At 63.4% G+C, this 26,716-nt stretch carries 25 protein-coding genes; 20 read left to right on the plus strand and 5 right to left on the minus strand.

The window, feature by feature from the left end; genetic code table 11:
- The first annotated feature begins 43 nt into the window (after positions 1 to 43).
- The 14 genes from waaF (at position 44) to ACTJKT_RS14350 (ending at position 15,441) form a co-directional block, all read left to right on the plus strand.
- Complete coding sequence (gene waaF, locus ACTJKT_RS14285; protein ID WP_440787545.1) at positions 44 to 1,078, plus strand: lipopolysaccharide heptosyltransferase II; 1,035 nt, start codon at positions 44 to 46, stop codon at positions 1,076 to 1,078.
- On the plus strand, positions 1,079 to 2,140 hold the full coding sequence (gene waaC, locus ACTJKT_RS14290) for a lipopolysaccharide heptosyltransferase I (RefSeq protein ID WP_440787546.1): 1,062 nt from the start codon (positions 1,079 to 1,081) through the stop codon (positions 2,138 to 2,140). It begins immediately after the preceding gene.
- Positions 2,140 to 3,261 (plus strand): glycosyltransferase family 4 protein, encoded by a 1,122-nt coding sequence (locus tag ACTJKT_RS14295; RefSeq protein WP_440787547.1) that lies wholly within the window; start codon positions 2,140 to 2,142, stop codon positions 3,259 to 3,261. Before waaC ends, ACTJKT_RS14295 begins: the two co-directional genes overlap by 1 nt.
- Positions 3,261 to 4,067, plus strand: coding sequence for a lipopolysaccharide core heptose(I) kinase RfaP (gene rfaP / locus ACTJKT_RS14300; RefSeq protein ID WP_009046648.1), 807 nt, complete (start codon positions 3,261 to 3,263; stop codon positions 4,065 to 4,067). Before ACTJKT_RS14295 ends, rfaP begins: the two co-directional genes overlap by 1 nt.
- Positions 4,067 to 4,801 carry a lipopolysaccharide kinase InaA family protein gene (locus ACTJKT_RS14305; protein ID WP_063427959.1) on the plus strand — a complete coding sequence of 245 codons (735 nt, stop codon included), beginning with the start codon at positions 4,067 to 4,069 and terminating at the stop codon, positions 4,799 to 4,801. Before rfaP ends, ACTJKT_RS14305 begins: the two co-directional genes overlap by 1 nt.
- Positions 4,798 to 5,550, plus strand: a complete 753-nt coding sequence (locus tag ACTJKT_RS14310; RefSeq protein WP_016704482.1) for a lipopolysaccharide kinase InaA family protein — start codon at positions 4,798 to 4,800, stop codon at positions 5,548 to 5,550. Before ACTJKT_RS14305 ends, ACTJKT_RS14310 begins: the two co-directional genes overlap by 4 nt.
- Positions 5,550 to 7,004: a lipopolysaccharide kinase InaA family protein gene (locus ACTJKT_RS14315; RefSeq protein ID WP_440787548.1), complete on the plus strand. Its 1,455-nt coding sequence runs from the start codon at positions 5,550 to 5,552 to the stop codon at positions 7,002 to 7,004. The genes ACTJKT_RS14310 and ACTJKT_RS14315 overlap by 1 nt, the downstream gene beginning before the upstream one ends.
- A 257-nt stretch (positions 7,005 to 7,261) precedes the next feature.
- Positions 7,262 to 9,019, plus strand: coding sequence for a carbamoyltransferase family protein (locus ACTJKT_RS14320; RefSeq protein ID WP_009041869.1), 1,758 nt, complete (start codon positions 7,262 to 7,264; stop codon positions 9,017 to 9,019).
- Positions 9,003 to 10,133 carry a glycosyltransferase gene (locus ACTJKT_RS14325; RefSeq protein ID WP_440787549.1) on the plus strand — a complete coding sequence of 377 codons (1,131 nt, stop codon included), beginning with the start codon at positions 9,003 to 9,005 and terminating at the stop codon, positions 10,131 to 10,133. The genes ACTJKT_RS14320 and ACTJKT_RS14325 overlap by 17 nt, the downstream gene beginning before the upstream one ends.
- Positions 10,133 to 11,029 carry an antimicrobial resistance protein Mig-14 gene (locus ACTJKT_RS14330; protein ID WP_440787550.1) on the plus strand — a complete coding sequence of 299 codons (897 nt, stop codon included), beginning with the start codon at positions 10,133 to 10,135 and terminating at the stop codon, positions 11,027 to 11,029. Before ACTJKT_RS14325 ends, ACTJKT_RS14330 begins: the two co-directional genes overlap by 1 nt.
- The gene (locus tag ACTJKT_RS14335; RefSeq protein WP_440787551.1) at positions 11,026 to 12,432 is read left to right on the plus strand and encodes a PIG-L deacetylase family protein; all 1,407 of its coding nucleotides are present in this window, start codon (positions 11,026 to 11,028) and stop codon (positions 12,430 to 12,432) included. Before ACTJKT_RS14330 ends, ACTJKT_RS14335 begins: the two co-directional genes overlap by 4 nt.
- A gap of 84 nt (positions 12,433 to 12,516) precedes the next feature.
- Positions 12,517 to 13,473 (plus strand): glycosyltransferase family protein, encoded by a 957-nt coding sequence (locus tag ACTJKT_RS14340; RefSeq protein WP_440787552.1) that lies wholly within the window; start codon positions 12,517 to 12,519, stop codon positions 13,471 to 13,473.
- 54 nt (positions 13,474 to 13,527) lie between these two features.
- The gene (locus ACTJKT_RS14345; protein WP_440787553.1) at positions 13,528 to 14,289 is read left to right on the plus strand and encodes a glycosyltransferase family 2 protein; all 762 of its coding nucleotides are present in this window, start codon (positions 13,528 to 13,530) and stop codon (positions 14,287 to 14,289) included.
- Between the two features lie 48 nt (positions 14,290 to 14,337).
- On the plus strand, positions 14,338 to 15,441 hold the full coding sequence (locus ACTJKT_RS14350; protein WP_440787554.1) for a glycosyltransferase: 1,104 nt from the start codon (positions 14,338 to 14,340) through the stop codon (positions 15,439 to 15,441).
- Here ACTJKT_RS14350 and ACTJKT_RS14355 read toward each other — a convergent pair.
- The gene (locus ACTJKT_RS14355) at positions 15,427 to 16,032 is read right to left on the minus strand and encodes a hypothetical protein (RefSeq protein WP_009046658.1); all 606 of its coding nucleotides are present in this window, start codon (positions 16,030 to 16,032) and stop codon (positions 15,427 to 15,429) included. The genes ACTJKT_RS14350 and ACTJKT_RS14355 overlap by 15 nt on opposite strands.
- Before the next feature lie 107 nt (positions 16,033 to 16,139).
- Here ACTJKT_RS14355 and ACTJKT_RS14360 point away from each other — a divergent pair, with 107 nt between their 5' ends.
- The 5 genes from ACTJKT_RS14360 to hldE all read left to right on the plus strand — a co-directional run bounded on the left by ACTJKT_RS14360 (position 16,140) and on the right by hldE (position 22,160).
- A complete protein-coding gene (locus ACTJKT_RS14360; protein ID WP_440787555.1) occupies positions 16,140 to 17,312 on the plus strand; it encodes an O-antigen ligase family protein in 1,173 nt (390 codons plus the stop codon).
- A 15-nt stretch (positions 17,313 to 17,327) separates the two neighbouring features.
- Positions 17,328 to 19,136: a lipid A export permease/ATP-binding protein MsbA gene (gene msbA / locus ACTJKT_RS14365; protein WP_025808113.1), complete on the plus strand. Its 1,809-nt coding sequence runs from the start codon at positions 17,328 to 17,330 to the stop codon at positions 19,134 to 19,136.
- 188 nt (positions 19,137 to 19,324) lie between these two features.
- Positions 19,325 to 20,029 (plus strand): sulfotransferase family 2 domain-containing protein, encoded by a 705-nt coding sequence (locus ACTJKT_RS14370; protein ID WP_025808112.1) that lies wholly within the window; start codon positions 19,325 to 19,327, stop codon positions 20,027 to 20,029.
- A complete protein-coding gene (cysC, locus tag ACTJKT_RS14375; protein WP_440787556.1) occupies positions 20,022 to 20,633 on the plus strand; it encodes an adenylyl-sulfate kinase in 612 nt (203 codons plus the stop codon). Before ACTJKT_RS14370 ends, cysC begins: the two co-directional genes overlap by 8 nt.
- A gap of 102 nt (positions 20,634 to 20,735) precedes the next feature.
- Positions 20,736 to 22,160: a bifunctional D-glycero-beta-D-manno-heptose-7-phosphate kinase/D-glycero-beta-D-manno-heptose 1-phosphate adenylyltransferase HldE gene (gene hldE / locus ACTJKT_RS14380; RefSeq protein WP_106696362.1), complete on the plus strand. Its 1,425-nt coding sequence runs from the start codon at positions 20,736 to 20,738 to the stop codon at positions 22,158 to 22,160.
- Between the two features lie 54 nt (positions 22,161 to 22,214).
- Here hldE and ACTJKT_RS14385 read toward each other — a convergent pair whose 3' ends face one another.
- The 4 genes from ACTJKT_RS14385 to ACTJKT_RS14400 form a co-directional block, all read right to left on the minus strand.
- Positions 22,215 to 23,186, minus strand: coding sequence for a metal ABC transporter ATPase (locus tag ACTJKT_RS14385; protein WP_440787557.1), 972 nt, complete (start codon positions 23,184 to 23,186; stop codon positions 22,215 to 22,217).
- 41 nt (positions 23,187 to 23,227) lie between these two features.
- Complete coding sequence (locus ACTJKT_RS14390; protein WP_053259403.1) at positions 23,228 to 24,040, minus strand: aldo/keto reductase; 813 nt, start codon at positions 24,038 to 24,040, stop codon at positions 23,228 to 23,230.
- Positions 24,037 to 25,212 (minus strand): NAD(P)/FAD-dependent oxidoreductase, encoded by a 1,176-nt coding sequence (locus tag ACTJKT_RS14395; RefSeq protein ID WP_440787558.1) that lies wholly within the window; start codon positions 25,210 to 25,212, stop codon positions 24,037 to 24,039. The genes ACTJKT_RS14390 and ACTJKT_RS14395 overlap by 4 nt, the downstream gene beginning before the upstream one ends.
- Before the next feature lie 165 nt (positions 25,213 to 25,377).
- A complete protein-coding gene (locus ACTJKT_RS14400) occupies positions 25,378 to 25,710 on the minus strand; it encodes a DMT family transporter (protein ID WP_440787559.1) in 333 nt (110 codons plus the stop codon).
- Positions 25,711 to 25,819: 109 nt separating this feature from the next.
- On the opposite strand from ACTJKT_RS14400, the gene ACTJKT_RS14405 reads away from it, so the two are divergent.
- The gene (locus ACTJKT_RS14405) at positions 25,820 to 26,704 is read left to right on the plus strand and encodes a LysR family transcriptional regulator (RefSeq protein WP_440787633.1); all 885 of its coding nucleotides are present in this window, start codon (positions 25,820 to 25,822) and stop codon (positions 26,702 to 26,704) included.
- Positions 26,705 to 26,716: the final 12 nt, after the last annotated feature.

The raw sequence follows: 26,716 nt of genomic DNA on the forward strand, positions 1-26,716 counted from the left end.
GGCGGGGAGGCGTAAGCCTCCCCGGTTCGTTTTTGGAAACCACATGAATATTCTGATCGTTGGGCCCAGTTGGGTCGGTGACATGGTGATGGCGCAGACACTCTTCCAGTGCCTGAAACAGCGCCATCCTCAATGCGAGATCGACGTGCTGGCCCCCGAGTGGAGCCGGCCGATCCTGGAGCGCATGCCGCAAGTGCGGCGGGCCTTGAGCTTCCCGCTCGGCCACGGCGTGCTGGAACTGGCGACCCGCCGGCGCATCGGCAAATCCCTGGCCGGCCAGTACGACCAGGCCATCCTGCTGCCCAACTCGTTGAAGTCGGCGCTGGTGCCGTTCTTTGCCGGCATCCCGCAACGTACCGGCTGGCGTGGCGAGTTCCGCTACGGCCTGCTCAACGACGTGCGCACGCTGGACAAAGAACGTTATCCGCTGATGATCGAGCGCTTCATGGCGCTGGCTTACGAGCCGGGCGCCGAGCTGCCCAAGCCGTATCCGCGTCCCGACCTGCAGATCGACCCGGCCAGCCGCGAAGCGGCGCTGGCCAAGTTCGGCCTGACCCTGGATCGCCCGGTGCTGGCGCTGTGTCCGGGTGCCGAGTTCGGCGAGGCCAAGCGCTGGCCGTCCGAGCATTACGCCAAGGTCGCCGAGCTGAAGATCCGCGAGGGCTGGCAGGTCTGGCTGTTCGGCTCGAAGAACGATCACGTGGTCGGCGAAGACATTCGCGCCCGGCTGATTCCGGGGCTGCGCGAAGAGTCGGTCAATCTCTGCGGCGGCACCTCCCTGGCCGAGGCCATCGACTTGCTGTCCTGCGCCGATTCCGTGGTGTCCAATGACTCCGGGCTGATGCACGTAGCGGCGGCGCTGAATCGCCCGCTGGTGGCGGTGTACGGCTCGACGTCGCCGGGTTTCACCCCGCCGCTGGCCGACCAGGTCGAAGTCGTGCGCCTGGGCATCGAGTGCAGCCCATGCTTTGACCGCACCTGCCGTTTTGGCCATTACAACTGCCTGCGCCAGCTGCTGCCCGACTCGGTGGACCAGGCTTTGCAGCGGTTGCAAGGCACCGCGGTCGAGGTTCGGTAAGTGCGGGTACTGTTGATCAAGACCTCCTCCCTGGGTGACGTGATCCATGCGCTGCCGGCGCTGACCGATGCGGCGCGGGCGATCCCGGGGATCAAGTTCGACTGGGTGGTGGAAGAGGGTTTCGCGGAAATCCCGACCTGGCACCCGGCTGTGGATAAAGTGATCCCGGTGGCGATTCGTCGCTGGCGCAAGAACATCTGGCAGACCATCAAGAGTGGCGAGTGGCGACGCTTCAAGCAGAGCGTGCGTGCCACCAAATACGATCTGGTGATCGACGCCCAGGGCTTGCTGAAAAGCGCCTGGCTGACGCGTTACGTCAAGGCGCCGGTGGCCGGCCTGGACAAACAGTCCGCGCGCGAGCCCCTGGCGGCCCATTTCTACTCGCGGCGCCTGGCCGTTGCCCGAGGCCAGCATGCCGTGGAACGTGTACGCCAGCTGTTCGCCGTGGCCCTGGGTTATGACTTGCCCCAGGGCCTGGGCGATTACGGCCTGAGCGTCGAGAAACTGGTGGAGTTGCCGCGGCCCAAGCCGTTCGTGGTGTTCCTGCACGGCACCACCTGGGACACCAAGCACTGGCCGGAAGCCTACTGGCGCGAGCTGGCCGAGCGCATGGGCCAGTTGGGTGTCGAGGTCAAGCTGCCCTGGGGCAACCCGGCGGAGAAGGCCCGGGCCGAGCGTATTGCCAAGGGCCTGAGCAACGCCACGGTGCTGCCGAAGCTGAACCTGGCGGGTGTCGCCAAGGTGCTGGCGCAAGCCCAGGCCTGCGTTGCAGTGGATACCGGGCTCGGCCATCTCGCCGCGGCGCTGGATGTGCCGACCATTTCCCTGTTCGGCCCGACCAACCCGGGCCTGACCGGCGCCTATGGCAAGGCGCAGATCCATATGGCCAGCGACTTCCCTTGCGCGCCGTGCCTGCAGAAAAAATGCACCTATCAACCGACGGCTGAAGATCAGCGGCGGTTCGACCTGAAACGCGAGTGGCCGTTGTGCTTCACGCGTCTGAATCCTGAGCGTGTCGCCAGCCGGCTGAGCAGGTTGTTACTGGCTGAGGAGCTGCGCTGATGCAATTGGCTTTTGTCCTTTATAAATACTTCCCGTTCGGCGGCCTGCAGCGGGACTTCATGCGCATCGCCCTGGAGTGCCAGAAGCGCGGGCACCAGATCCGCGTCTATACGCTGATCTGGGAAGGCGATGTGCCGCCGGGTTTCGAAGTGCTGGTGGCGCCGGTCAAGGCGTTCTTCAACCATCGGCGTAACGAGAAACTCAGTGCCTGGATGGAGGCCGACCTGGCCAAGCGTCCGGTGGACCGCCTGATCGGCTTCAACAAGATGCCCGGGCTGGACGTGTACTACGCCGCCGATGGCTGCTTCGAAGACAAGGCGCAGAACCTGCGCCATTCGCTGTACCGCCGTTGGGGCCGCTACCGGCACTTCGCCGAATACGAGCGGGCGGTGTTCGCCCGGGACGCGAAGACCGAAGTGCTGATGATTTCCGAGGTCCAGCAGCCGCTGTTCATCAAACATTACGACACCCCGGTGGAGCGCTTCCACCTGCTGCCGCCAGGCATCGCCCAGGACCGTCGCGCGCCGGCCAACGCGGCCGAGATCCGCGCCGAATTCCGTCGCGAGTTCGCCCTGAAAGACGATGATTTGCTGCTGGTGCAGATCGGTTCCGGGTTCAAGACCAAGGGCGTGGATCGCAGCCTCAAGGCCGTGGCCGCATTGCCGCCGGAACTGAAGAAACGCACCCGGCTATTTGTAATTGGCCAGGACGACCCCAAAGTATTCCAATTGCAGAGCGCCGCATTGGGCCTTGGCGAGCATGTGCAGTTCCTCAAGGGGCGCAGCGATATCCCGCGTTTCCTGTTGGGCGCCGACCTGTTGATCCACCCGGCGTACAACGAGAACACCGGCACCGTGCTGCTGGAAGCGCTGGTGGCCGGCTTGCCGGTGCTGGTCAGCGCGGTCTGCGGTTATGCCCATTACATCGACGAGGCCGACAGCGGCCTGGTGCTGGACGAGCCATTGGAGCAGGGACAGCTCAATCAATACCTGAACACCATGTTGACCGACGACGCTGCACGCGCGACCTGGAGCCGTAACGGCCTGGCGTTCGCCGAGACGGCCGACCTCTATAGCATGCCGCAGCACGCTGCGGATGTGATTCTGGCGGAGCAGCACTGATGAAGTTGATTCTTGCCGAACCGTTCAAGACCCTTTGGGCCGGACGCGATGCGTTCGCCGAAGTCGAGCGTCTGGACGGCCAGGTCTACCGTGAACTGGAAGCCCGCCGTACCTTGCGTACCGAGGTGGCCGGCGAAGGGTTCTTCGTAAAGATTCACCGCGGTATCGGTTGGGGCGAGATCTTCAAGAACCTGCTCACCGCCAAGCTGCCGGTACTCGGCGCGGGCCAGGAATGGCAGGCCATCCAGCGCCTGCAGGAAGCCGGCGTGCCGACCATGACCGCGGTGGCCTATGGCGAGCGCGGCAGCAACCCGGCCAACCAGCATTCGTTCATCGTCACCGAAGAGCTGGCGCCGACCATCAGCCTCGAAGACTTCAGCATCGATTGGGTCAAGCAACCGCCGCAGCCCCGGCTCAAGCGCGCGCTGATCGCCGAAGTGGCGCGCATGACCGGCATGATGCACCGCGCCGGGGTCAACCATCGCGATTGCTACATCTGCCACTTCCTGCTGCACACCGACAAGCCGGTGACACCTGATGACTTCAAGCTCTCGGTGATCGACCTGCATCGCGCCCAGACCCGCCCGGCGATCACCCGGCGCTGGCGCGACAAGGACCTGGCGGCGCTGTATTTCTCGGCCCTGGATATCGGCCTGACCCGGCGCGACAAGCTGCGCTTTCTCAAGGGCTATTTCCAGCAGCCGTTGCGGCAGATCCTGAGCGACGAGGCGGCGCTGCTGACCTGGCTGGAGGGCAAGGCCAACAAGCTGTACGCACGCAAGCAGCGATATGGAGATGCGCTCTGATGGCGGGTTGGAACCTTGAACCTGGGTATCAGGAGCTGGCGCAGGACTTCGGCAGTCTGGATGCGGTCTTTGCCCTCAAGGGCGAACACCTGACCCGCGACCCGTTGTCGGAGGTCATCCGTGTCGAGCTCAATGGCATCAACTATTACGTCAAGCGCTACACCGGCGCCGGCAAGAACCTGCGGCGCTACCTGGGCAAGCCGCGGGTCAAGTCCGAGTGGCAGAACCTCAAGCGTTTCGCCAAGTGGGGCATTCCCACGGCGGAGGTGGTGGCCTGGGGCCTGGAGCGCCGTGGCCTGGCCTACGACCGTGGGGCGATGATCACCCGCGAGCTGCCGCGCACCGAAGACCTGTCGGCCCTGGCCGAGCGCAACGATCCGCTGCTGGCCGATCGGGCCTGGGTGGACCGGGTCAGCCAGCAGCTGGCACGCTACACACGGATCATGCATGACCACCGCTTCACCCATAACGACCTGAAGTGGCGCAACCTGCTGATCGACGATGAGGCCCGGCTGTACCTGATCGATTGCCCCAATGGCGATTTTTGGCGCGGTTTCTGGCTCAAGTACCGGATTACCAAGGACCTGGCGTGCCTGGATAAGGTGGCGAAATATCATTTGTCCGCCACCCAGCGCCTGCGCTTCTATTTGCAGTACCGCCAGCGCACCCGGCTGAATGCCGCGGACAAATGCCGCATCCGGCATGTGCTGAGATTTTTCGAGGGACGCGAATGACCGATTTCCTGGCGGCTCAGGACCGTGCGTTGCTGGAGCGCCACGGCCTCGACAGCTTCGACGCGTTGTGGGCCAAGCAACTTGAGGCAGTGGACGAGCCCAACACCGACGGTGGGGGTTGGAGCAGCGTGTATCGCCTCGACCTGGAGGGCCACGGCTACTACCTCAAGCGCCAGAGCAACTACCTGACGAGGACCCTGCACCGGCCCTTTGGCGAGCCGAGCTTCGCCCGCGAGTTTCGCAATATCAGCCGCTATCAGCAGCTGGGCATTCCGGCGCTGCAGGCGGCCTTTTTTGGCGAACGCAAGGTGGCTGGCGAAACCCGGGCGATCCTGCTGACCCGGGCGCTGGACGGCTGGAACGACTTGGACTCGCTGCTGCAGCAGTGGGCGCAGCTCAGCCCGGACCAGCACGCGGCGATCCTGCGAGCCTGCGGCCTGCTGGCGCGCCAGCTGCACGCGGTGCGCCAGGTGCACGGCTGTTTTTATCCCAAGCATATTTTTCTGCGGGCCACCGGCGACGGTTACCAGGCGCAATTGATCGACCTGGAAAAGACCCGTCCGCTGCTGTTCGGTCAGCGTGACCGGGTCAAGGACCTGGAGCCGCTGTTGCGTCGCGCCCCGGTCTGGAGTGAGGGCGATGTGCGCGCCTTGCTCGCGACCTATCTGGATCAGCCCCAGGACAGCTCGCTGGTCGATGCCTGGCTGAACCGCCTGAGTGCCCGCCGCAGCCACAAGGAGACTCGCTGATGCGCCTGTCCGAACTCAAACAGGCCGGCCGCTCGCCAAGCCTGCCGTTGAGCCTGGAGCTGGCCGATGCTGCCGGACCTGCGACGTTGCAGTTGCTCAGCCTGTTGCGGGTGCTGCCAGGGCAGAGATATGTCGGCGCCGGTGTATGGCGCGGGCGTCCGGTGCTGGCCAAGTTGCTGGTAGGCGCCAAGGCGGCGCGGCATTTCCAGCGCGAGTTGCAAGGCGTGCGCTTGCTGGAAGAACAGGGCATGACCACGCCGCTGTTGCTGGCCGACGGCCTGAAGGAAGGCGAGGGCGGCTGGCTGTTGTTCGAATTCCTGGAAGGTTCCGAGAGCCTGGGCGATGCCTGGAAACAGGTGGAGTCGTTGCCGGCGTTGGCCGATGAGCAGCAGGCGGTACTTGCCGAGGCCCTGGCCGCCATCGCCGAATTGCACGGCAAGGGCCTTTGGCAGGAAGACCTGCACCTGGACAACCTGCTGCGTCATCAGGGCAAGCTGTACTTGATCGACGGCGCCGGGATCTGTGTGGAACAGGCGGGCAAACCGCTGTCCCGGCAGAAGGTCCTGGAAAACCTCGGAGTGTTTTTCGCCCAGTTGCCCAAGGGCCTGGAGCCCTTCACTGAAGAATTGCTGGTGCATTACCTGCTGAACAATGCCGAGCATGCCTTGCCGCTGGAGGCCTTGCAGAAGCAGGTGGACAAGGTGCGCAGCTGGCGCTTGAAGGATTTTCTCAACAAGGTCGGTCGCGAGTGCACCTTGTTCAGCGTGCTGCGTGGCCCCTTCGCCTTGCGGGCGATTCGGCGCGAAGAAGAGGCGGCGATGCTGCCGGTGCTGGAGCAGGCCGACGCGCTGCTGGATCAGGGGCACCTGTACAAGACCGGCGGCGCCGCCAGCGTCGGCCGGGTCGAAGTGGCGGGCCGCACCCTGGTGGTCAAGCGCTACAACATCAAGGGTTTTGCCCATTGGCTCAAGCGCTTCTGGCGCCCCAGCCGGGCCTGGCATTCGTGGCAGGAGGGCAATCGCCTGGCATTCCTCGGCATTGCCACGCCCAAGCCGCTGGCCTTGCTGGAGAAGCGTTTTCTCTGGCTGCGCAGTCGGGCCTACCTGGTGACTGAGTACCTGGCGGGGCCGGACATCATCGAACGCTTCGCGCCCTATATCGACAGCGGCGCGGCTCCGGAGGCCGAGTTGCAGGCGCTGGACCGGCTGTTTGCCGAGTTGATCCGCGAACGTATCAGTCATGGTGACTTCAAGGGACACAACCTGTTCTGGCAAGAGGACCGCTGGGCGCTGATCGACCTGGACTCCATGTGCCAGCACCACAGCCTCGGCAGCTTCGCCCCGGCCTACGCCCGCGACCGCGCGCGCTTCATGCGCAACTGGCCGCAGAGCAGCGCGTTGCATCAGGTCATTGACCAGCGCCTGCCTAAAACCACCGAAGAGCAAATGGGCTGACGCCTGTAGCCGCTGCCGCAGGCTGCGACCGAGCGCGCAGCGGTCGTGCTCTTGAGATCGCAGGAAGGCCCTTCGGGCCTTATCGCAGCCTGCGGCAGCGGCTACAGATCCTTCAGAAGCAGGATTCAGCACCAGGGATCATCCCGCGGCAGGTTTACGCTATAATCCCGCCCTTTAGCTGTTTCTCGCCCGTGGCGGGGAGCACATTAATTCCAGGCGCACGTCGCCTGCATGCAGACTTAAGAGGCTAGACCCCTGTGGCATTGACGATTCTTGGCCTGTCCGGCGCCCTTAGCCATGATCCTTCCGCAGCGCTGTATATCGACGGCAAGCTGGTGGCGGCTGCCGAAGAAGAGCGCTTCGTACGCGATAAACATGCAAAGAACCGCATGCCCTACGAATCGGCGAAGTTCTGTCTGGAACAGGCCGGCATCAAGCCTTCCGACGTTGACGTGGTGGCGATTCCGTTCGCGCCGATCAGCCTGTTCGGCAAGGCCCGCTGGCACTACGCCAAGCGTTACTGGTACGCCCCGGACCGCGCCCTCGACGCGATCCTGATGGGCAACCGTCGCTACAAGCGTTATCGCAACAAGATCGTCTGGTGCCTCGAGCAACTGGGCTTCGATCCGAAGAAGATCAAGATCGAGCCGGTCGAGCACCACCTGGCCCACGCTTCCAGCGCCTACCACTGCTCCGGCTTCAAGGAGAAAACCGCGATCCTCGGGATCGACGGCAAGGGCGAGTACGCCACGACCTTCTTCGGCTACGGCGAAAACGGCAAGATCCACAAGATCAAGGAATTCTACGATCCGGACTCCCTGGGCGGCCTGTATGGCGCGATCACCGAGTTCCTCGGCTTCGAAATGCTCGACGGCGAGTTCAAGGTCATGGGCATGGCGCCGTACGGCGATGCCAGCAAGTACGACTTCTCCCGTCTGGCCAGCTTTGAAAACGGCGAACTGGTGATCAACACCGATTACGCCAACGTCATCGGCCTGCGTCGCTATAAAGAGAAGGGCAAGGGTTTCTACTTCTCGCCGAAGCTGATCGAGTGGCTGGGCCCGAAGCGCGAAGGCGATATCGCCGACGAGCCGTACATCCACTACGCGGCCAGCATGCAGGCGCTGTTCGAGAAGCTGGCGCTGCAGATGATCGACCACTACCTGGGCGACATCCTCAAGGAAACCGGCAAGCTGGCCTTCGCCGGCGGCTGTGCGCTGAACGTCAAGCTGAACCAGAAGATCATCGCCCGTCCGGAAGTCAAAGAGCTGTTCGTGCAGCCGGCGTCCGGCGACGCCGGTACCGCGGTCGGTGCCGCGGCCTATGTTTCCCACGCTCGCGGCGTGCCGGTGGAGAAGATGGAACACGTCTATCTCGGCCCGTCCTACAGCAACGAAGACGTGATCGCTGCCTGTGCCCGGCACCCGAACAAGCCGGCCTGGCGCCAGATCGATAACACCCCGGAGCGTATCGCCAAGATCATGGTCGACGGCAATCCGGTGGCCTGGTTCCAGGGCCGCATGGAGTTCGGCCCGCGCGCCTTGGGCGGTCGTTCGATCATCGGTTGCCCGAGCGCTACCGGCGTGGCCGACCGTATCAACGAGCAGATCAAGTTCCGCGAGCGCTGGAGGCCTTTCTGCCCGTCGATGCTCGACACCGTCGGCCCGCAGATGATCAAGGTCGATCATCCGGCGCCGTTCATGACCTTCACCTTCGAAGTGGCGGAAGAGTGGAAGACCCGCGTGCCGGAAGTGGTCCATGAAGACGGCACTTCCCGGGCCCAGGTGCTCAAGCGCGAATACAACCCGCGCTACTACGACATGATGAAGGCCCTGGAAGTCCTGACCGGCAACGGCGTGTCGCTGAACACCTCGCTCAACCGCCGTGGCGAGCCGATGATCTGCTCGCCGACCGACGCCCTGAACATGTTCTTCGGCTCCGATCTGCAGTACCTGATCATGGAAGACATCCTGGTGGTCAAAGACGGCGTGGATCCTTATGACACGCTCGGCTGAGCGCCGCGTCCTGCAGTTCTGCCACGGCTATGACGGGCCGTTCCTGGACTGTGCCCGGCAATACGCCAGCCTGTTCGCGGGCAGCGGCTATCGCGTGACCACGGTGTTCCTCACCGGGGTCGCCGATGCCGAGGTGGCCGATGGCTGTGCCAGCGACGAAGTGCTGTTCATGGAATACAGCTCCAAGGCCATTCGTGGCCTGAAGCTGGGGGCGATCCGCGATCTGCGCAAAATCGCCGCGTCGCGCAATTTCAGCTTCTGCATCGCCCACCGTTTCAAGCCGATCTACATCGCGTTGCTGGGCACTTCGTTGCCGGTGATCGGCGTGCATCACGCGTTTGGCGATTACCAGCGCGGCAGTCGCCGTCTGTTTGCCAACCTGTTCCGCAAGCGTTTGAGCCTGCTCGGCGTGTCCGACGCGGTGCGTGACGACATGCGCGGCTGCTTGCCGCAGTGGCCGGCGGCGCGGATCCAGACGCTGTACAACCGCATCGACGTCGAAGCCTTGCAGGCTACCCAGCTGCCCAAGGCCGAAGCGCGCCGGGAGCTGGGGCTGTCGTCTTCCGCCTGGATCGTCGGTAATGTCGGGCGTCTGCACCCGGACAAGGACCAGGCCACCCTGTTGCGCGGGTTTGCCGCGGCATTGCCGGGGCTGCCTCGGGAAAGCCAGTTGGCGATTCTCGGCAGCGGGCGCCTGGAGCAGAACCTCAAGGACCTTTCCCGCGAGCTGGGCATTGCCGACCGCGTGCTGTTCCTCGGCCAGGTCACAGAAGCCCGGCGTTACTTCCGTGCTTTCGATGCTTTTGCCCTGAGTTCCGATCACGAGCCATTCGGCATGGTGCTGCTGGAGGCCATGGCCGCTGGCGTGCCGCTGCTGGCGACGGCGTGTGGCGGGGCCAAGGAAGTGGTGGAAGGCGTCGGCATCCTGTTTCCGCTGGGCGATGCCGAACATATGGCCCAGGGCCTGCAACACCTGGCCGGGATGGACGAGAACCAGCGCCTGCTGTGCGCCGAGCTGATGTTCGAGCGCCTGCGCGAGCGATTCTCCGACCGCGCCGTACGCGATGCCTTCTGGCGTCTGCCGCAAGTTACCGATCTGACCGCGAGGCCCTGATGCTCAATCGATTCCAAGGCTGGCGCGAGCGTGGCTGGTCGGTCGTCGACGCCTCGACTTATGCCGCCGCCTGGCAGCGTTTTGGCGGCAGCGTTGCTACCCATCCGCTGGTGGTGGAGCGCCTGGCGAACCTGGCAGGCATTCCGGTCCGCTACCTGGCCTGGGAACAAGCCGGCGAACTGCAGGCGGCGATACCGACCTGGGGGCGCGACCTGGCGTTGTCCAAGGACGTGCTCAAGCGTCGTGGCAAGAAAGGCCTGTTCGATCTGGGCAACGCCGAGCTGATCCTGCCGGCCGCGCCTGAGACTCAGGCCCCGCTGCGCCATCGTGGCCGTTATCTGTCGGCCTTGAACCAGGGCCGATTCAGCGCCCTCAAGCTCCAGGCCGAACAGCTGGCCATGGCCCGCACGCCTGAAGAGCTATCGAAGAAGTTTCGCTACAACCAGCGCCGCGAATTGCGTCTGCTGGAAGAGGCGGGCGGTGTGGTGCGTCCGGTCAGCGAGTTCTCCAGCCAGGAGCTGGCGGCCATCTACTGCGATCTGTTCCAGCGGCGCTGGGGTTTCCCGGCCACCGGTGCCGAGCGCATGGCCGAAGTCATCGAGTTGCTGCGCGAGTTGCTGATCGGTTCGGTGATTTTCCTCAACGATGCGCCCATCGCCATTCAACTGGTGTACCGGGTCGAAGCGCCAGAGTGGATCAGCGTCGAATACATCAACGGTGGCGTCGATCCTGAAACCCGTGAGTTCAGTCCCGGCAGCGTGTTGAGTTTCCTCAATACGCAAAGTGCCTGGGAACAGGCGCGGGCTATCGACAAGCCGCTGCGTTTCTCCTTCGGTCGCGCCGATCGCGAGTACAAGGATCGCTGGTGCAACCCTGTTCCGGTGTTCACTGTATGAATCAGCCACCGAGTCGCAAGCAACAGTTGCTCAAGCGCCATCGCCGGCAGAAGCGCCTGGGCCTGTTGATCGGCCTGCTGCTGTTGGTGGCCGTCGGTGTGCTGGTGGCCTGGTGGTTGCCGCTGCTGCTCGCAGTGCTGGCCTGGATGGCCCATGAGGCCTGGTTCGCCGACCATCTGTTTTATTCGCCCCGGGACGATTATCAGTACAGCTTTCCGTTCGGCACCGAGCAGCCCAAGGTCCATCTGGACAAGCAGCGGCTGGTGCTGGACCAGGCGATCGACCTGGCGGGGGATGAAACCCTGATCCTCGCGATAAAGGTCAGCAGCACCTGGCTGGGGCGCTTTTTCGATCCTTGCGTCTCCTTGGCGGGGCAGGATCGGCAGACGTTCGAACGCGGCGTGAACGGCTTGCGTTACCTCAATCTCAGCGGGCTGGCGCGGCCTCTGGCCAGCGGCGAGCTGCAACTGCGCGGGCGTTTCTGCCGGGTGCAGGGCGAGCCGCTGTTGTCGGTGTTCCGTGAGCCGGACTATCGCCACCAGCGGGTGATGGTCATCGCCCCTCACGCCGACGATGCCGAGCTGGCCGCCTTCGGCCTGTACAGCCAGGCCGACGAAACCTGGATCGTCACGCTGACCGCGGGCGAGATCGAGGCCGAGTATTACCGGCAGATGGGCATGAACGGCGCCGATGCGGCGCGGATCAAGGGCCGGCTGCGGGCCTGGGACAGCATCGCGGTGCCGCGCTGGGCCGGGGTTGCCGAGGCGCGTTGTGTGCAGCTGGGGTATTTCTGCCTGCAATTGTCGGCCATGCAGGCGGCGCCGAATCGGCCTGTGGCATCCCGCGAGGCCGAGCTGTCGGATATCCGCCTGTTCCGCCAGTTCAATCCGTTCCCCTTGCCGGCGGATGCCGATGGCGCGCCGACCTGGAACAATCTCTTGGCCGACCTGCGGGCGCTGTTGCTCCAGGCCCGCCCCGAGGTGATAGTGCTGCCGCACCCGACCCTTGACCCGCACCCGGACCATATCTGCGCCCAGCAGGCGGTATTGGAAGCGTTGCAGGGGCTGGAGTGGCAGCCGACCACCTTGCTTGGTTATGCCAACCACTTGCATGACAACGACCGCTGGCCGATGGGCGATTCGGGGACGGGCATCGCTCTGCCGCCGGTGTTCGATCCGGCCCAGGTGCTCAGGCCCTGCAGCTTGCCGCTGTCGATCGAACAGCAACGCGACAAGGCGATGGCCCTGGGCATGATGCACGACCTGCAGCCGCGAGCGCCGTTCAAGCGCCGCCTGCGCCGGGTCCTGCAGCGTATGCTGGCCGGTCGCGCCGGTTCGCCTTATGGCGAGAACGAGTTTTTCCGCAAGGCGGTACGCCGGCATGAGCTGTTCTGGCGTTTGTAAATTGATATTGCATGACACCCTTTTGCCTATCGGCCAGGGTAGTTTCGCTCTTTTGTCCGGTTGCTCACGGCTGCAAGGAAGATGATGAAGGTTCTATTTCTGGTGCAGAAAGAACAGCGGGCCATCCTGGACCGCCTGTACGAAGGCGTTGCCGCTCATTGCGAATTCGACCTGCGGTGGTTGAGCAGCGACGAGCAGCGCAACCTGCGTGGCTACTTCCGCCGTGAGGTGGATGTATCGCGCTACGACCGTATCGTGTTCTTCCTGCGTTTCAAGCAGGAGATCCGCCAGGCGAGCTTTATCCGCAGCATTCCCAACCTGGTGATCCTCGAGCACGACGCCTACCAGAACTACATCCCCTGCAAGTACACCGGCAAGTTCAGTGCCCATTACCGGCGCCTGCCGTGGGCACGGGTGATCAGCTCGGGGTTCATGGTCAGCGAGCGCTTGCGCCAGGAGGGTTTCGACGCGGTATTCGTGCCCAAGGGCTACGACCAGACCCTGCTGCAGGATCAGGGGCGTGAGCGGGACATCGAGCTGGCCTTCGTCGGCAGCACCAACAGCGTGGCCTACAGCGGGCGCAAGGCGCTGCTCGACGAGCTCGGCCAGGTCGAACCCTTGGTGGTAACGCGGACCAAGTCGGGCGAAGAGTATTGCGACACGCTCAACCGCATCCGCTTTTTCGTCAGCGCCGATGTCGGCATGGGCGAATACATGATCAAGAACTTCGAGGCCATGGCCTGTGGCTGTGTGTTGCTGGCCTTCGACCAGGGCGAGGCGGAAAACCGCGCGCTGGGCTTGCAGGATCTGCACAACGTGGTCTTTTATCAGAACATCCCGCAATTGCAGGAAAAGCTCGCCATGTTGCGCGCCGATCCGGCCCTGGCGCAGAGCATCGCGCGAAACGGGCGCGATCTGGCGGTCTCCCAATTCAGCTTCGCCCGTATCGGTCAGCGTATCGTCGAGGAACTTCAGCCCGCATTGCGGCCTCGTGCACCCTTGAGCTTCATCGAGCGCGTACGCTCGAAACTGGGTGTTTGACAGCGATCACTGAGCCCTTAATAGTGATCGCACTTTGTCGTAGGTGAGAATCAAGTGCAGTTTAGTCAAGAGAGTGACATCACGCTGGTGGTCACCAGTTGCGGTCGTCTGGACCTGCTCAGGCTCACGCTGGAGAGTTTCGACCGCTTCAACAGCGCGCCGATCCGCGAAGTCTTCATCACCGAAGATGCGGGCGACGAGCGGGTGCGCACGGCTGTGCCCGCCCATTGGAAGGATCACTGTACCTTCTTCGTCAACCGGCCGAAGCTCGGACAGTTGGCGTCGATCGACCTGGCCTACGAGCAGGTCAAGACCCCCTATATCTTCCATTGCGAAGACGATTGGGAGTTCTACCGCCCGGGTTTTGTCGAGGATTCGAAAGCGATTCTCGAGCAGCGCCCGGACATCCTGCAGGTCTGGTTGCGCAGTTATGCCCATGATCTGCGAATCCATAGTCCTTACATCCACTTGGGGGCCCGCGAGTTGATCGGTGGTGTGCCTTGCTATCCGCTGAACTCCGACAAACCCGAGTGGCAGAGCTTTTCCCTGAACCCGGGGCTGCGCCGGATGGCGGAATATCGACTGTGCGCGCCTTTTGCCGGGCACGGCGGCGAGAAGGCGCTATCCAAGCGCTATGCTGAGTTGAACCTGACGGCTGTCAGCCTGGAAGGTGACGCGGTGTTGCATACCGGCTTCGGTCTGCATGTGGAGACTGCCGCCGAGCGGCAGCGTAAGGCTCGGCGCAGTCGTCGTGAGCAAATCAAGCTTGTTTTAGTCCTGTTGGTTGGAGTCGGTATTGGCTGGTTTATCAATTAGTTCTACCGGTTTCACTTTCCCGGATAGCGCGAAAGGGCTATGTGCCCAATGAGCATTCTCAACGTCATGTGGGCAGGCGGCAGTGCGTTTGCCTCCGTTCACAAGGTTCACCAGCAGATCCTCTCTCAGTCCGAGCCAGGCACTGTGGTCAAGACCTGGCTGCTGCAAGGCCAGTCCACCGGGTGTGTTGCCGAGGTGGGGGAGTGCCGGGAGTGGAACCTGTCGTCGGCGCGTCTGAAGGGCAAGCATTTCTGGCGTTTGCTCAAGCCCTGGCTGCGGGCTCGCTTTCGCAAGGCGCTGCAAGAGAGTGATGCCCAGGTGCTGTTGCTCGATGGCCTGGGGGTGGCGCGTACCTTGCTACCGGTCCTCAAGTCATTGCCGCACATGCGTGCGGTGGTGGTGATCCATGGCTCCACGCGCTTGCACCGCAAGGATCAGCAGCTGTTCCGGCAGTTCCCCGCCTCGCAACTGACTCTCGCGGCCGTTTCGCAGACCCTGGCTTCATCCCTCGAATACGATTTGCAGATGCCGGTGACGGCCTTGCGCAGCGCATTCGATCCGCAGGAGTTCAACGCCAGACTGCTACCGCGTGCCGAGGCACGAGCGACCCTCGGCTTGCCTGCAGATGATGCTCCGGTATTCGGCGCGGTTGGGCGTCTGGTGGACGATAAAGGTTTTGCTTGCCTGCTGGAGGCTTTCGCCAAGGCCTTGGCGAGTCGGCCGGAGATGCGTCTGGTGATTATCGGCGAGGGCTCGAATCGCACAGCGCTCGAGGCTCGCATCAACCAGCTGGGCCTGCAGGACAAGGTTTCGTTGCCGGGACATCTGAAGCATGCGGCGATGCTTTACAAGGCATTCGACTGGGTGGCCATCCCGTCGCTGGACGAGGGCCTGGGGCTGATCCTGCAGGAAGCCGTGATGTCAGGTGTGCCGGTGCTAACCAGCGATTTGCCAGTGTTCCGTGAGCAATTGGCGGAAACCGGGCGTTATGCGCCGGTGAATGACATCGACGCCTGGCAGGAGGCCATTCTTCAGGCCCTCGGCCTGCCCGCCCAGAGCATTGCGGCGGATCAGTACGCTGTGCTGGCTCCCGACTTGGCCTGGCAGCGCTTCAGCCAGGCCGCCACCAGCCTGCTGTCATGCCGAAAGTAGGGCCTGCTCCAGCGCTTGTATCGGAAAGCTTCCGTTCAGCTTCTCCCGGGCAATATAACGGGCGAAGTGTTGCAGGTTGCGTTTGACCAGATGGCGCGGTAATGGCCCGCGGAAAAAACGCATGTCGGCCACATCGATCAGGCCGAAGCGGTTATCCGGGGTAATGACGATGTTGCCCAGGTGCAGCGAGCGAAAGTAGATCCCTGAGTTATGCAGGCTACGAATCAGCTCGACCAACGCCGGCAAGGTCTGTTGCCAGTCGAAGCCTTCCTTGCTGGCGACCTGGCGCAGGGTTTCACCTGGCAGCGGTCGGTAGAGCACCGCGGTCATGCCGGGTTGTTCCAGGCGGTAGAAGTCCAGAACCTGCAGCGTGGGAACGCCGAGTTGTTCCAGGCGTGCGGCGTTGTCGATGAAGCGCCTCGAATAGGGCCGAAACAGGGCGGATGAGAAAAGACGCTTGCGCCGGAACAGTTTCAGAATATTCCCATCCTGCAACAGGTAGACTTTCGGGCCGTAACTGTCGGCCTCCAGAATTCTGGCGCCTTCAATCATCTGATTCAAAGTGGCTTGGGGAAGCCGGGAGCATTGCATCGTAGGAAGCCTTGTCGAAGTGGCGGGCACAGTGGCGGGCAATGATGCCGAAAAGTTGTTGTTTTAACCATGCCGGGTTGGCTGGTGAACCATTTAGGAGTGTATAGATGCAGGCCACACGTTGGGCGCAAGTATGGATGACAATCGGGTTGCTATGGTTTTTGCTGGCCATTGCACTAGCGCCCACCAACAAGCTCTACCAACAGGGGCTGGTGGTCTTTTTGTGGCTGCCGGCGATGATTCTGGCCTGGTCCGCGCGTGAGCGCCTGATTGAGTGGTGGCATGCCCAGCGCTGGCTTGGCCTGGCGTTGCTGGGGTTGGCGATATGGGGGCTGGTCAGCCTGCTATGGACACAGGCAGCGGACCCGTCGCGCGAGGCCAAGCGCCTGCTGTACATCGCGGTGTTCCTGCTGTTTTTCCCGGTTTTTGCCAATGCCCGGCCTGAGCGGGTGATCCGCGTCATGCAGTGGGGCGGGCTGGGGCTGGCGGTGACGGCACTGATGGCCATCATCCAGTTCTACTGGATCAAGGAGAACGTCTGGTGGGCGCGTCTTGAGGGGCTGGGTGAGCTGGCTCATCCGATCCTGGGGGGGTATGTCATCGGTCTGGCCGCTATCTGGCTGCTGCACTGGGTGCCACGTACTCGCGTCCTTCAAGCGGTTTGGTTGGTGGCGTTGGCCTTGCTCGGTGGGTTTGTCGTGTTGTGCCAGAGTCGCGGTGCTGCCCTGGCCCTGTTCCTGACCGTGCTGGCGATGCCGATCTGGTGTCGCGACCGGGCCAGTCGAATTTTCGCGGCAGCGGCATTGCTGCTGGCGATGTTGGCGTTCTGGTTTCTCGAGCCCTTGGTCCTGGCGCGTGGCGTTTCCTTTCGCCCGCAGATCCTGATGACCAGCCTGCAGATGATCGCCGAGCACCCATGGACAGGTCTTGGTCTGGGCTCGAGCTATAACGTATCGGCTGAAGGGTTTTCGTTCGATCACGCCCACAACCTATTCACCCACATAGCCATCGAATTGGGTATCCCCGGGCTGCTGCTCTGGATCGTGGCCTGGTTTGCCGTCCTGCGCGAAGCCTGGCGCGCCCGTGAAACGCTTTATGGTCGGGGCGTCATCGGGATCTGGCTGTTCTCCTTCCTGGCCATGCAGTTCGATGCCGCCAGCCTGACCGGAACCCCTCGCGCCGAATGGTTCATCAGTTGGCTGCCGATCGGTTTGGCTACTGTTTTGGTCTGGGCGCGGGGCGGTCACACAGGCTGTGATAAAATCCCGCGTTCCTCCTAAACAGTGAGCTCGACGATGAGTGACGCACCGCCCAAAGCGGAACAGGATTCCAGCCTGAAAATCTATTTCCGGCTGTTGGGGTATGTAAAACCCTACATAGGCATTTTCCTGCTGAGTATCGTGGGCTTCGTGATATTTGCTTCCACCCAGCCGATGCTGGCGGGCATTCTCAAATATTTCGTCGACGGTTTGAGCAATCCCGAAGCGGTGCTCTTCCCCAACGTTCCCTATCTGCGCGACTTGCAGCTATTGATGGCGGTGCCGCTGCTGATCATCCTGATCGCGGCCTGGCAGGGGCTCGGCTCCTTCCTCGGCAACTATTACCTGGCGAAGGTTTCCCTGGGGTTGGTGCATGACCTGCGGGTCCAGCTGTTCAATAAGCTGCTGGTCCTGCCGAACCGTTATTTCGATACCCATAACTCCGGGCATCTGATTTCCCGCATCACCTTCAACGTCACCATGGTTACCGGTGCCGCCACCGACGCCATCAAGGTGGTGATTCGCGAAGGCCTGACGGTGGTGTTCCTGTTCGTCTACCTGTTGTGGATGAACTGGAAGCTGACCCTGGTGATGCTGGCGATCCTGCCGTTGATTGCGGTCATGGTCGGCAGTACCAGCAAGAAATTCCGCAAGCAGAGCAAGAAGATCCAGGTGGCGATGGGCGATGTGACCCACGTGGCCTCCGAGACCATTCAAGGCTATCGCGTGGTGCGCAGCTTCGGTGGCGAAAGCTACGAGCAGCAGCGTTTCGTCGACGCCAGCCAGAGCAACACCGACAAGCAGCTGCGCATGACCAAGACCGGTGCGGTCTACACGCCGATGCTGCAGTTGGTGATCTACTCCGCCATGGCGGTGCTGATGTTCCTGGTGTTGTTCCTGCGTGGCGATGCCACCGCGGGTGACCTGGTGGCCTATATCACCGCGGCGGGCCTGCTGCCCAAGCCGATTCGCCAGCTTTCGGAAGTCAGTTCGACCATCCAGAAAGGCGTGGCGGGCGCGGAAAGCATCTTCGAACAGCTGGATGTCGAGCCTGAAGTCGATCGGGGCCAGGTCGAGCGTGAGCGCATCGAGGGTCGCCTCGACGTGCGCAACCTGAGCTTCACCTATCCGGGTACCGACCGTGAAGTGCTGAAGGACATCAGCTTCTCCGCGGCTCCCGGGCAGATGATCGCCTTGGTCGGTCGCTCCGGCAGCGGCAAGTCGACCCTGGCCAGCCTGATTCCACGCTTCTATCACCACGAAACGGGGCAGATTCTCCTCGATGATGTGGAGATCGAGGATTACCGCCTGCGCAACCTGCGCCGGCATGTGGCCCAGGTGACCCAGCATGTGACCCTGTTCAACGACAGCGTGGCCGCCAACATCGCCTATGGCGACCTGGCCGGGGCGCCGCGGGAAGATATCGAGAAGGCGGCGGCGGATGCCTATGCCATGGACTTCATTTCGCAGTTGCCCGAAGGCCTGGACACCCAGGTCGGCGAGAACGGCGTGCTGCTCTCCGGCGGCCAGCGCCAGCGTCTGGCGATTGCCCGGGCCCTGTTGAAGAATGCGCCGCTGCTGATTCTCGACGAGGCCACCTCGGCCCTGGATACCGAATCCGAGCGGCATATCCAGGCGGCCCTGGACAAGGTGATGAAGGGCCGTACCACCCTGGTGATCGCGCACCGCCTGTCGACCATCGAGAAGGCCGACCTGATTCTGGTCATGGACCAGGGACGGATAGTCGAGCGCGGCACCCATGTCGACCTGCTGGCGCAGAATGGCTACTACTCGCGCCTGCATGCCATGGGCCTGGACGAGCCTGCTTCCGAAGGCATTGCCTGACCCCTGCTCCAGGGTGGGCGCTGCCCACCCTGGAACTGCCCCCGGCGTGCAATGCGCCGGCGGTCTTTGTATCCCGCCCCTTACAGTCTTGACCAAGCCTAAATAATTCAGCGCCTCCTGCTTGTTATGGTTCCAGCCTCAATCGTCGACTGGATCGAGGGGGCCAACCCCGTCGCGCGGGTACTGGAATGCTGCAACGTTATCTGTGGAAGTTATTGCCCAAGTCGCAACGGGCGTTTTTGCTTGGGCGCCTGTCTGTGGTGGACCGGCAGGTGGTGAACAAGGCCATGTCCGCCAATGTCCGTTTTCCGGCGCCGTTCCGTCAACACGGTTGTGTGTTCATCCATGTGCCCAAGTGCGCCGGGAGCAGCCTGTGTTCGGCATTGTTCGACGGCTGGACGCCGGGCCACCTGCCCCTGTACTGGTACGAGCAACAGTTTCCCCAGCAGTTCGCCAGCAGTTTCAAGTTCGCCGTGGTCCGCGATCCCCTGGAGCGGGCCTATTCGGCCTATGCCTTCCTGCGCGGCAACGAACTCAGCCGCCGCGACCAGGCTGCCCAGCGGCTGGTCAGCCACTATCGCGATTTCGACGACTTTGTCGGGCGCTGGCTGCATCCGGAAAATATCCACAAGCAACTGCACTTCGCCCCGCAGACCGATTTCCTGGTGGATTCCATGGGGCGCTTGAACATGGATTTCATCGGCTATCAGGAGCACCTGCAGCGTGACTATCAGTTGCTCAGCGAGCATCTGGGCGTGAGCAGGTCCCTGCCGCACCTCAACGAATCGCGGCAACGGCACCAGGCGCCTGCCCGGGACTTCTGCTCGGTACGCACCCGGCGGCTGGTGCGCCGGGCATACCAGCGCGACTACGAGATGCTCGGCTATGAATGAACCCTTTTCATCGCCGGGCCCGCGACCGGACATCCGCCCCTGCAGCCTGTCCCTGACCGCTGCCGAGCGGGCGGCGCTCAAGCGGCAGCGTCCCTGTTGTATCTGGCTGACCGGTTTGTCCGGCGCCGGCAAATCGACCCTGGCCAATCTGCTGGAATTGCGCCTGAACGGACAGGGCCTGCATACCTTCGTCCTCGATGGCGATAACGTACGCAGCGGCCTGTGTCGTGACCTGGGCATGGGCGCCGAGGCGCGCAAGGAAAACATCCGGCGCCTGGCCGAGGTGGCGAGGTTGATGGTGGAGGCGGGATTGATCGTGATCGTTTCGGCGATTTCACCGTTTCGCGCAGAGCGCGCCGCCGCCCGGGCCTTGTTCGCGGCGGACGAATTTCTCGAGGTGTACGTGAGTACATCCTTCGCTGTCTGTGCCCAACGCGACCCCAAAGGCCTGTATCAGGCGGCGAGCGAAGGGCGTATCCAGAACTTCACCGGGCTCGACAGCCCCTACGAAGCGCCGCTTTATCCCGACTGCGAGATCGACACCGAAACGGTCGGGCTGGCCTGCGCGACAGACTGGCTCATGGCGCTTTTGCTCAATAAATGAACAGTTTTGGGCGATCGCGAATACTCGTGCAGCGGTAGAACTAGGCAGCGTTCACCCTGTGTTAATATCGCGCCCCTGTTCATTTTGTATGTGGGTTGCTCCATGAAGTTGTCCATGCCGCGATTCGATCAAGCCCCTGTCTTGGTGGTCGGCGATGTCATGCTCGACCGTTACTGGCATGGTGGTACCTCACGGATTTCCCCTGAGGCGCCGGTACCTGTGGTCAAGGTCGAGCAAATCGAGGACCGCCCGGGCGGTGCCGCGAACGTTGCCTTGAACATTGCCGCGCTCGGCGCACCGGCCTCGCTGGTCGGCGTCACCGGCGACGACGAGGCTGCCGACAGTCTCTCCAACAGTCTTGAGGGGGCGGGCGTACGCGCCTTGTTCCAACGCATTGCCCATCAGCCGACCATCGTCAAGCTGCGGGTCATGAGTCGGCACCAGCAACTGCTGCGTATCGATTTCGAAGAACCCTTCGCCACCGACGCCCTAAAGTTGGGCGCTGAAGTCGACCAGTTGCTGGACGGCATCAAGGTGCTGGTGTTGTCCGACTACGGCAAGGGTGCCCTGAAGAACCATCAGGCACTGATCCAGGCCGCGCGTGCCCGTGGCATCCCGGTGCTGGCGGACCCGAAAGGCAAGGACTTTTCGATTTACCGCGGCGCCAGCCTGATCACCCCGAACCTCAGCGAGTTCGAGACCATAGTCGGCGGTTGCGTCGACGAGCATGACCTGGTCAGCAAAGGCGCGAAGCTGATGCACGACCTGGAGCTGGGCGCCTTGCTGGTGACCCGTGGTGAGCACGGCATGACCCTGCTGCGTCCCGATCACCCGGCGCTGCATTTGCCGGCCCGCGCTCGTGAAGTGTTCGACGTCACCGGTGCCGGCGATACGGTGATTTCCACCCTGGCGGCGGCGATCGCGGCGGGCGAAGAGCTGCCGCACGCGGTGGCCCTGGCCAACCTGGCTGCCGGCATCGTGGTCGGCAAGCTGGGTACCGCGGCCATCAGCGCGCCGGAGCTGCGTCGCGCGATCCAGCGCGAGGAAGGTTCCGAGCGTGGCGTGCTGAGCCTCGACCAGCTGCTGCTGGCGATCGACGACGCGCGTGCGCACAAAGAGAAGATCGTCTTCACCAACGGCTGTTTCGACATCCTCCACGCCGGCCATGTGACCTACCTCGAGCAGGCGCGGGCCCAAGGCGATCGCCTGATCGTGGCGATCAACGACGATGCCTCGGTCAGCCGCCTGAAAGGGCCTGGTCGTCCGATCAACAGCGTCGACCGGCGCATGGCGGTACTGGCCGGCCTGGGCGCGGTGGACTGGGTCATCAGCTTTCCAGAAGGCACGCCGGAAAACCTGCTGGCCCAGGTCAAGCCGGACGTGCTGGTCAAAGGTGGGGATTACTCGGTCGACCAGGTGGTCGGCGCCGATATCGTCAAGGCTTATGGCGGCACGGTGAAGGTGCTGGGGCTGGTGGAGAACAGTTCCACCACGGCCATAGTCGAGAAGATCCGCAAGACCGAATAAGGCTTGCTACCAATCCGCTGACTCCTGCGAAAGCAGGGGGCGGCGGATTGGCGATCAACGTTGCCGGCTGGTCTTGGCCGGGACGATCTTGCGCAATATCTGCCGCGCCTTGCCGGTAAGACGCTGGAGTTTGGAGTCCTTCTCCGGTGCGCTCAAACCCTGCTGCTTCAGCCAGTCCTTCCAGCGAATCCGTTCGTCACGCACCAGCCAGCCTTGCTGCTGGGCGAAGCTTTCGGCCAGATACAGGCCGCGGGTACTCGCCGGGTGCAACTGATCCTTCTTCAACGTATAGAGCTCGGCGCACGGCTGCCCGTCCTTGAGCGGCATCAGGTACAGGTCCGGGCGCTTGCGGTCCAGGCGCGCCACCAGTTGGTCGCCTTCCAGGCGTTCGTCGACATGGAACAGGCTCAGGGACTTGGCTTCTTTCGGCACGTCCAGGCGCAGGTCATAGATCAGTTGTAGCGACGCGGTGGGCAGATGCACATAAGCCCGCGGCCGTTCCAGCAGATGCAGGTTGGCGCAGCGCACTGGGCGTGCCGCGCCCGACAGCGGCGTCAGGCGAAAGGGCAGGGCTTCGCGATAATGCAGGGCCGCCGAGTAGGGCGCCGGCAGCCAGGTGTCGTTGAAGCGTCCACCCAGCCAGCCTTCCGGGGTTTCCAGCAGGCATTCCTCGGCGATTTCCTGGATGGCGGTCAGCAGCGGCAGGTTCAACTCGTGGGCCGGGACGTAGCCGGAAATCAGCTTGAGCACCACATCGCCGCGATCCTGCCGGCGCTGGCGGACCAGCACCCAATAGTCGCGGTTCTGCCAATGCAGGGTCAGGCGTACCGAGACGCCGAGGTTGGCCAGTTCCAGGGCGAAGCGTTCGGCGTTGGCCACCGTGACCGGGCGCCGCCGCTGCAGGGTCTGCGCAAAGTTCAGCGGCATGCCGACGCTCTGATAGCTGAGGCCTTCGGGCGTCGCTTCGACGAACAGGGGCAGCGTCTTGAAGTTGCTGGGGTTCTTTCTTATGAGCGTACGCGGCATGTCGGCTCCTTCTTGCGTCGGGGTCGGCCGCGTGGGCGGCATCAGTTTTTGCGCAACACCTGCGCGACAGTGGCGACATTATGGGCCAGGTGCAACGGATTGATGGTCCCGACAATAGCACTGGCGACGCCCGGCTGGTCGAACAGCAGTTCGAAGCTGGCGCGCACCGGGTCGACCCCAGGGCTCAGGCATACATGGCCACTGGCCAGGGCTTTTTTCACCAGAATGCCCTTGCCATGGGCCGCGGCGTAATCGATGACGGCTCTTTCGTTCTGTTCGTTCAGATTGTAGGTGACCATGGCGCAGTCGCCTTGTTCCAGGGCCTTGAGGCCGCCCTCGACGGTTTTCCCCGACAAACCGAAACCACGGATCTTGCCTTCCTGCTTGAGCTCGGCCAGCGTCTGGTACACCTCGCACTGCTCGAGGATGTGCAGATCGTTGCCGTCGGAATGCACCAGCACCAGGTCGATGAAGTCGGTTTCCAGGCGCTGCAGGCTGCGTTCCACCGACAGGCGGGTATGGGCGGCGCTGAAGTCGTGCCGCGACAGGCCGTTTTCGAACTCTTCGCCGACCTTGCTGACAATCACCCAGTCCTGGCGCTGTCCGCGCAGCAACGGGCCCAGGCGTTCCTCGCTGCGACCATAGGCCGGCGCGGTGTCGATCAGGTTGATGCCCAGGTCGCGGGTCAGTTTGAGCAGCATGCGGGCTTCGGCGTCATCCGGAATCTGAAAGCCGTTGGGGTACTTCACCCCTTGGTCGCGCCCGAGCTTCACAGTGCCCAGGCCCAGTGGGGAGACCAGCAGCCCAGTGCTGCCGAAGGGACGATGCAGGTCGTGCAGGGTCGCTTGGCTCATGGCAGCAGTTGCTCCCACGCCGGTTGGGCGATGGCGGGTTTCGGCAGTACCGGCAGCGGGGCTGCGGGGCCTGGCTTGATGCCGTCGCGCTCGAGGGCGGCGAACACCCGGTCGGCGAAGTCCGGGGCCAGGGCCAGCTTGGTCGGCCAGCCGACCAGCAGGCGATCCTGCTCGGCGAGGAAGGCGTTGTCCGGACGGGTCAGGCCCGATTGCGCGGGCTCGGCCCGATCCACCCGCAGGGTGGCCCATTGCGCCTGGCTGAGGTCGACCCATGGCAACAGGTTGCCAAGTTCTTTCTGGGCGGCGGCAATCTGCGCCGCCGGCTCGCGAGCCACGCCCTCGGCTTCGGCGATGTCGCCGCCGAGGTACCAGACCCATTGGCCGTCGGCCGCCGGGTGGGTGGTCACGGTAATGCGCGGTTTCGGTCCGCCGCCCAGGCAGTGGGCGTACAGCGGTTTCAGGCTCGGGCCCTTGACGAGCACCATGTGCAGCGGCCGGCGTTGCATGGCCGGCTGGCTCAGGCCGAGGCTGCTCAGCAGGTCGGCATTGCCGGCCCCGGCGCTGAGGACGATGCGTTGCGCGCGGATTTCTCGCTCGTCGACTCGCAGGCCCAGCAATTGCCCGTTCTCCAGCAGCGGTTCGATCTTCTGCCCGGCCAGCAGGCTGTCGCCGCCCAGTTCGGCCAGGCGCCCGATCAGGCTCGGCACGTCCACCACCAGCTCGGCCAGGCGATAGACCTTGCCCTTGAAGCGCCGGTCCTGCAGGGCCGGAGGCAACTGGTCGCCCTTGACCTGATCGACGCGGCCGCGCACGGCCTTGCTGGCGAAAAAGCTGGTGAGGTTGCCGGCCAGGGTTCCGGGGGACCACAGATAATGGGCCTCGGACAGCAGGCGCACGCCGGACAGGTCCAGCTCGCCGTTGCCGGCCAGGGCCTCGCGCCAGCGGCGCGGCATATCGGCAATGGCTTCCGAGGCGCCGGTCAGGGCGCCGTGCAGAGCGTATTTGGCGCCGCCGTGAATGATTCCCTGAGACTTGACGCTTTGTCCGCCGCCGAGGCTGGCGCTCTCCACCAGCACGGTGGAAAAGCCCTGGCGACGCAGGCGGGCGTTCAGCCAGAGGCCGGCGACTCCGGCGCCGACAATCAGCACGTCGGTGGAAATAACGGATGGCATGCAGCGACCTCAGTGTTCAAGACTAGGGGCGCAGTATACAGGCTCGAGCCGTACAGGCTTTGCTGACGATCAAACTGGCAGGGGGCGCGCTTATGTAGCCGCTGCCGAAGGCTGCGATCGAGCGCGAAGCGCTCGCGCTCTTGCAGGGCCAGCAGCGGCCATGGGTCAGTGCCCGGCAGTCTTCGAAAACAGCTGGATCACCACCACGCCGAGGACGATCATGGCCATGCCGAGCATCGCCGGGATATCCAGCTTCTGCCCGTAGAGGAACAGCGCGGCCACGCTGACCATGACAATGCCCATGCCGGCCCAGACCGCGTAAGCCACGCCCACCGGCACGGTGCGCACCACCAGGGTCAGCATCCAGAAGGCCACGCCGTAACCGACGATGATCAGCAGCAGCGGCAGTGGAGTGCTCAGGCCTTTGACCGCTTTCATCGAAACAGTGGCGATCACTTCGGCGCAGATGGCGATGGCCAGGTAGGTGTAAGCGTTCATGGGAGAGTCCTCGTGTTTGGGCTTGCTTGATGAGGTCGGCATTCTAGAGATTGTGCAGATGGGGTAAAGTCATTACCTATCTGTTTTGAAGATGGGTTGACCCATGAATGTGCAGTGGAATCTGGAGCAGATGCGGCTGTTCGTCAGCGTCGCCGAGCAACGTTCGTTTTCCGCGGTGGCCCGTGACCAGCACAAGGCGCAGTCGGCGGTCAGCAGCGCGATTGCGTTGCTCGAGGCCGATCTCGGCGTGCTCTTGTTCGAGCGCAGCAGCGGTCGCCAGCCGAAACTCACCGAGGCGGGCCGTGCCTTGCTCGCGGAGGCGCGGGAAGTGCTGCGCCAATGCGAGCGCTTGAACGGGCGGGCGCTGGCGTTGATGCGGGGGGAGGAGGCGCGCTTACGGCTGGCCCTGGACGAGGCGATGCCTTTCCAGCCGGTGCTCGATAGCCTTGAGGCCTTGTCCGAGCGCTTCCCCAGTCTCGAGGTCCAGCTGGCCAGCAGCGCCCAGGGTGACGTGGCGCGCAAGCTGTTGGAGCGTCGGGCCGACCTCGGTTTGCTGTTTCACCATGAACAGATGTCCGAGGCCCTTGAGCGTCGGGCCCTGGGCAGCGTCGAGATGGTCACGGTCTGTGCGGTCGGGCATCCGCTGGCCGGGGAGAAACAGGTGGACCGTCAGCAACTGGGACGTCATCGGCAGTTGCTGATTTCCCCGCAGTTGAGCACTTACCCCAGTGGTGAGCAGCTCAGCCCGCAAGTCTGGCGCGCCGACAGCTTCTACGCGATGGCCGAGCTGCTGATGCGCGGCCTGGGCTGGGCCTGGCTGCCGCGGCATGTGGTGCAGTACCCGGCCTATCAAAACCAGATGGTCGAGTTGGTCAGCGAGTGGACCCCGCCGGCGCTGGTGGTGGAACTGGTCTGGCGCCGCGATGAGCCCCTGGGGCCGGCGGCGCATTGGCTGGCGGAGCGTTTTGCCGTGCACTTGCGGGCGATTGGCTGAAAAAGCCGATAA

It is taken from the genome of Pseudomonas sp. 22526 (assembly GCF_052044735.1).
GTDB lineage: Bacteria > Pseudomonadota > Gammaproteobacteria > Pseudomonadales > Pseudomonadaceae > Aquipseudomonas > Aquipseudomonas piscium.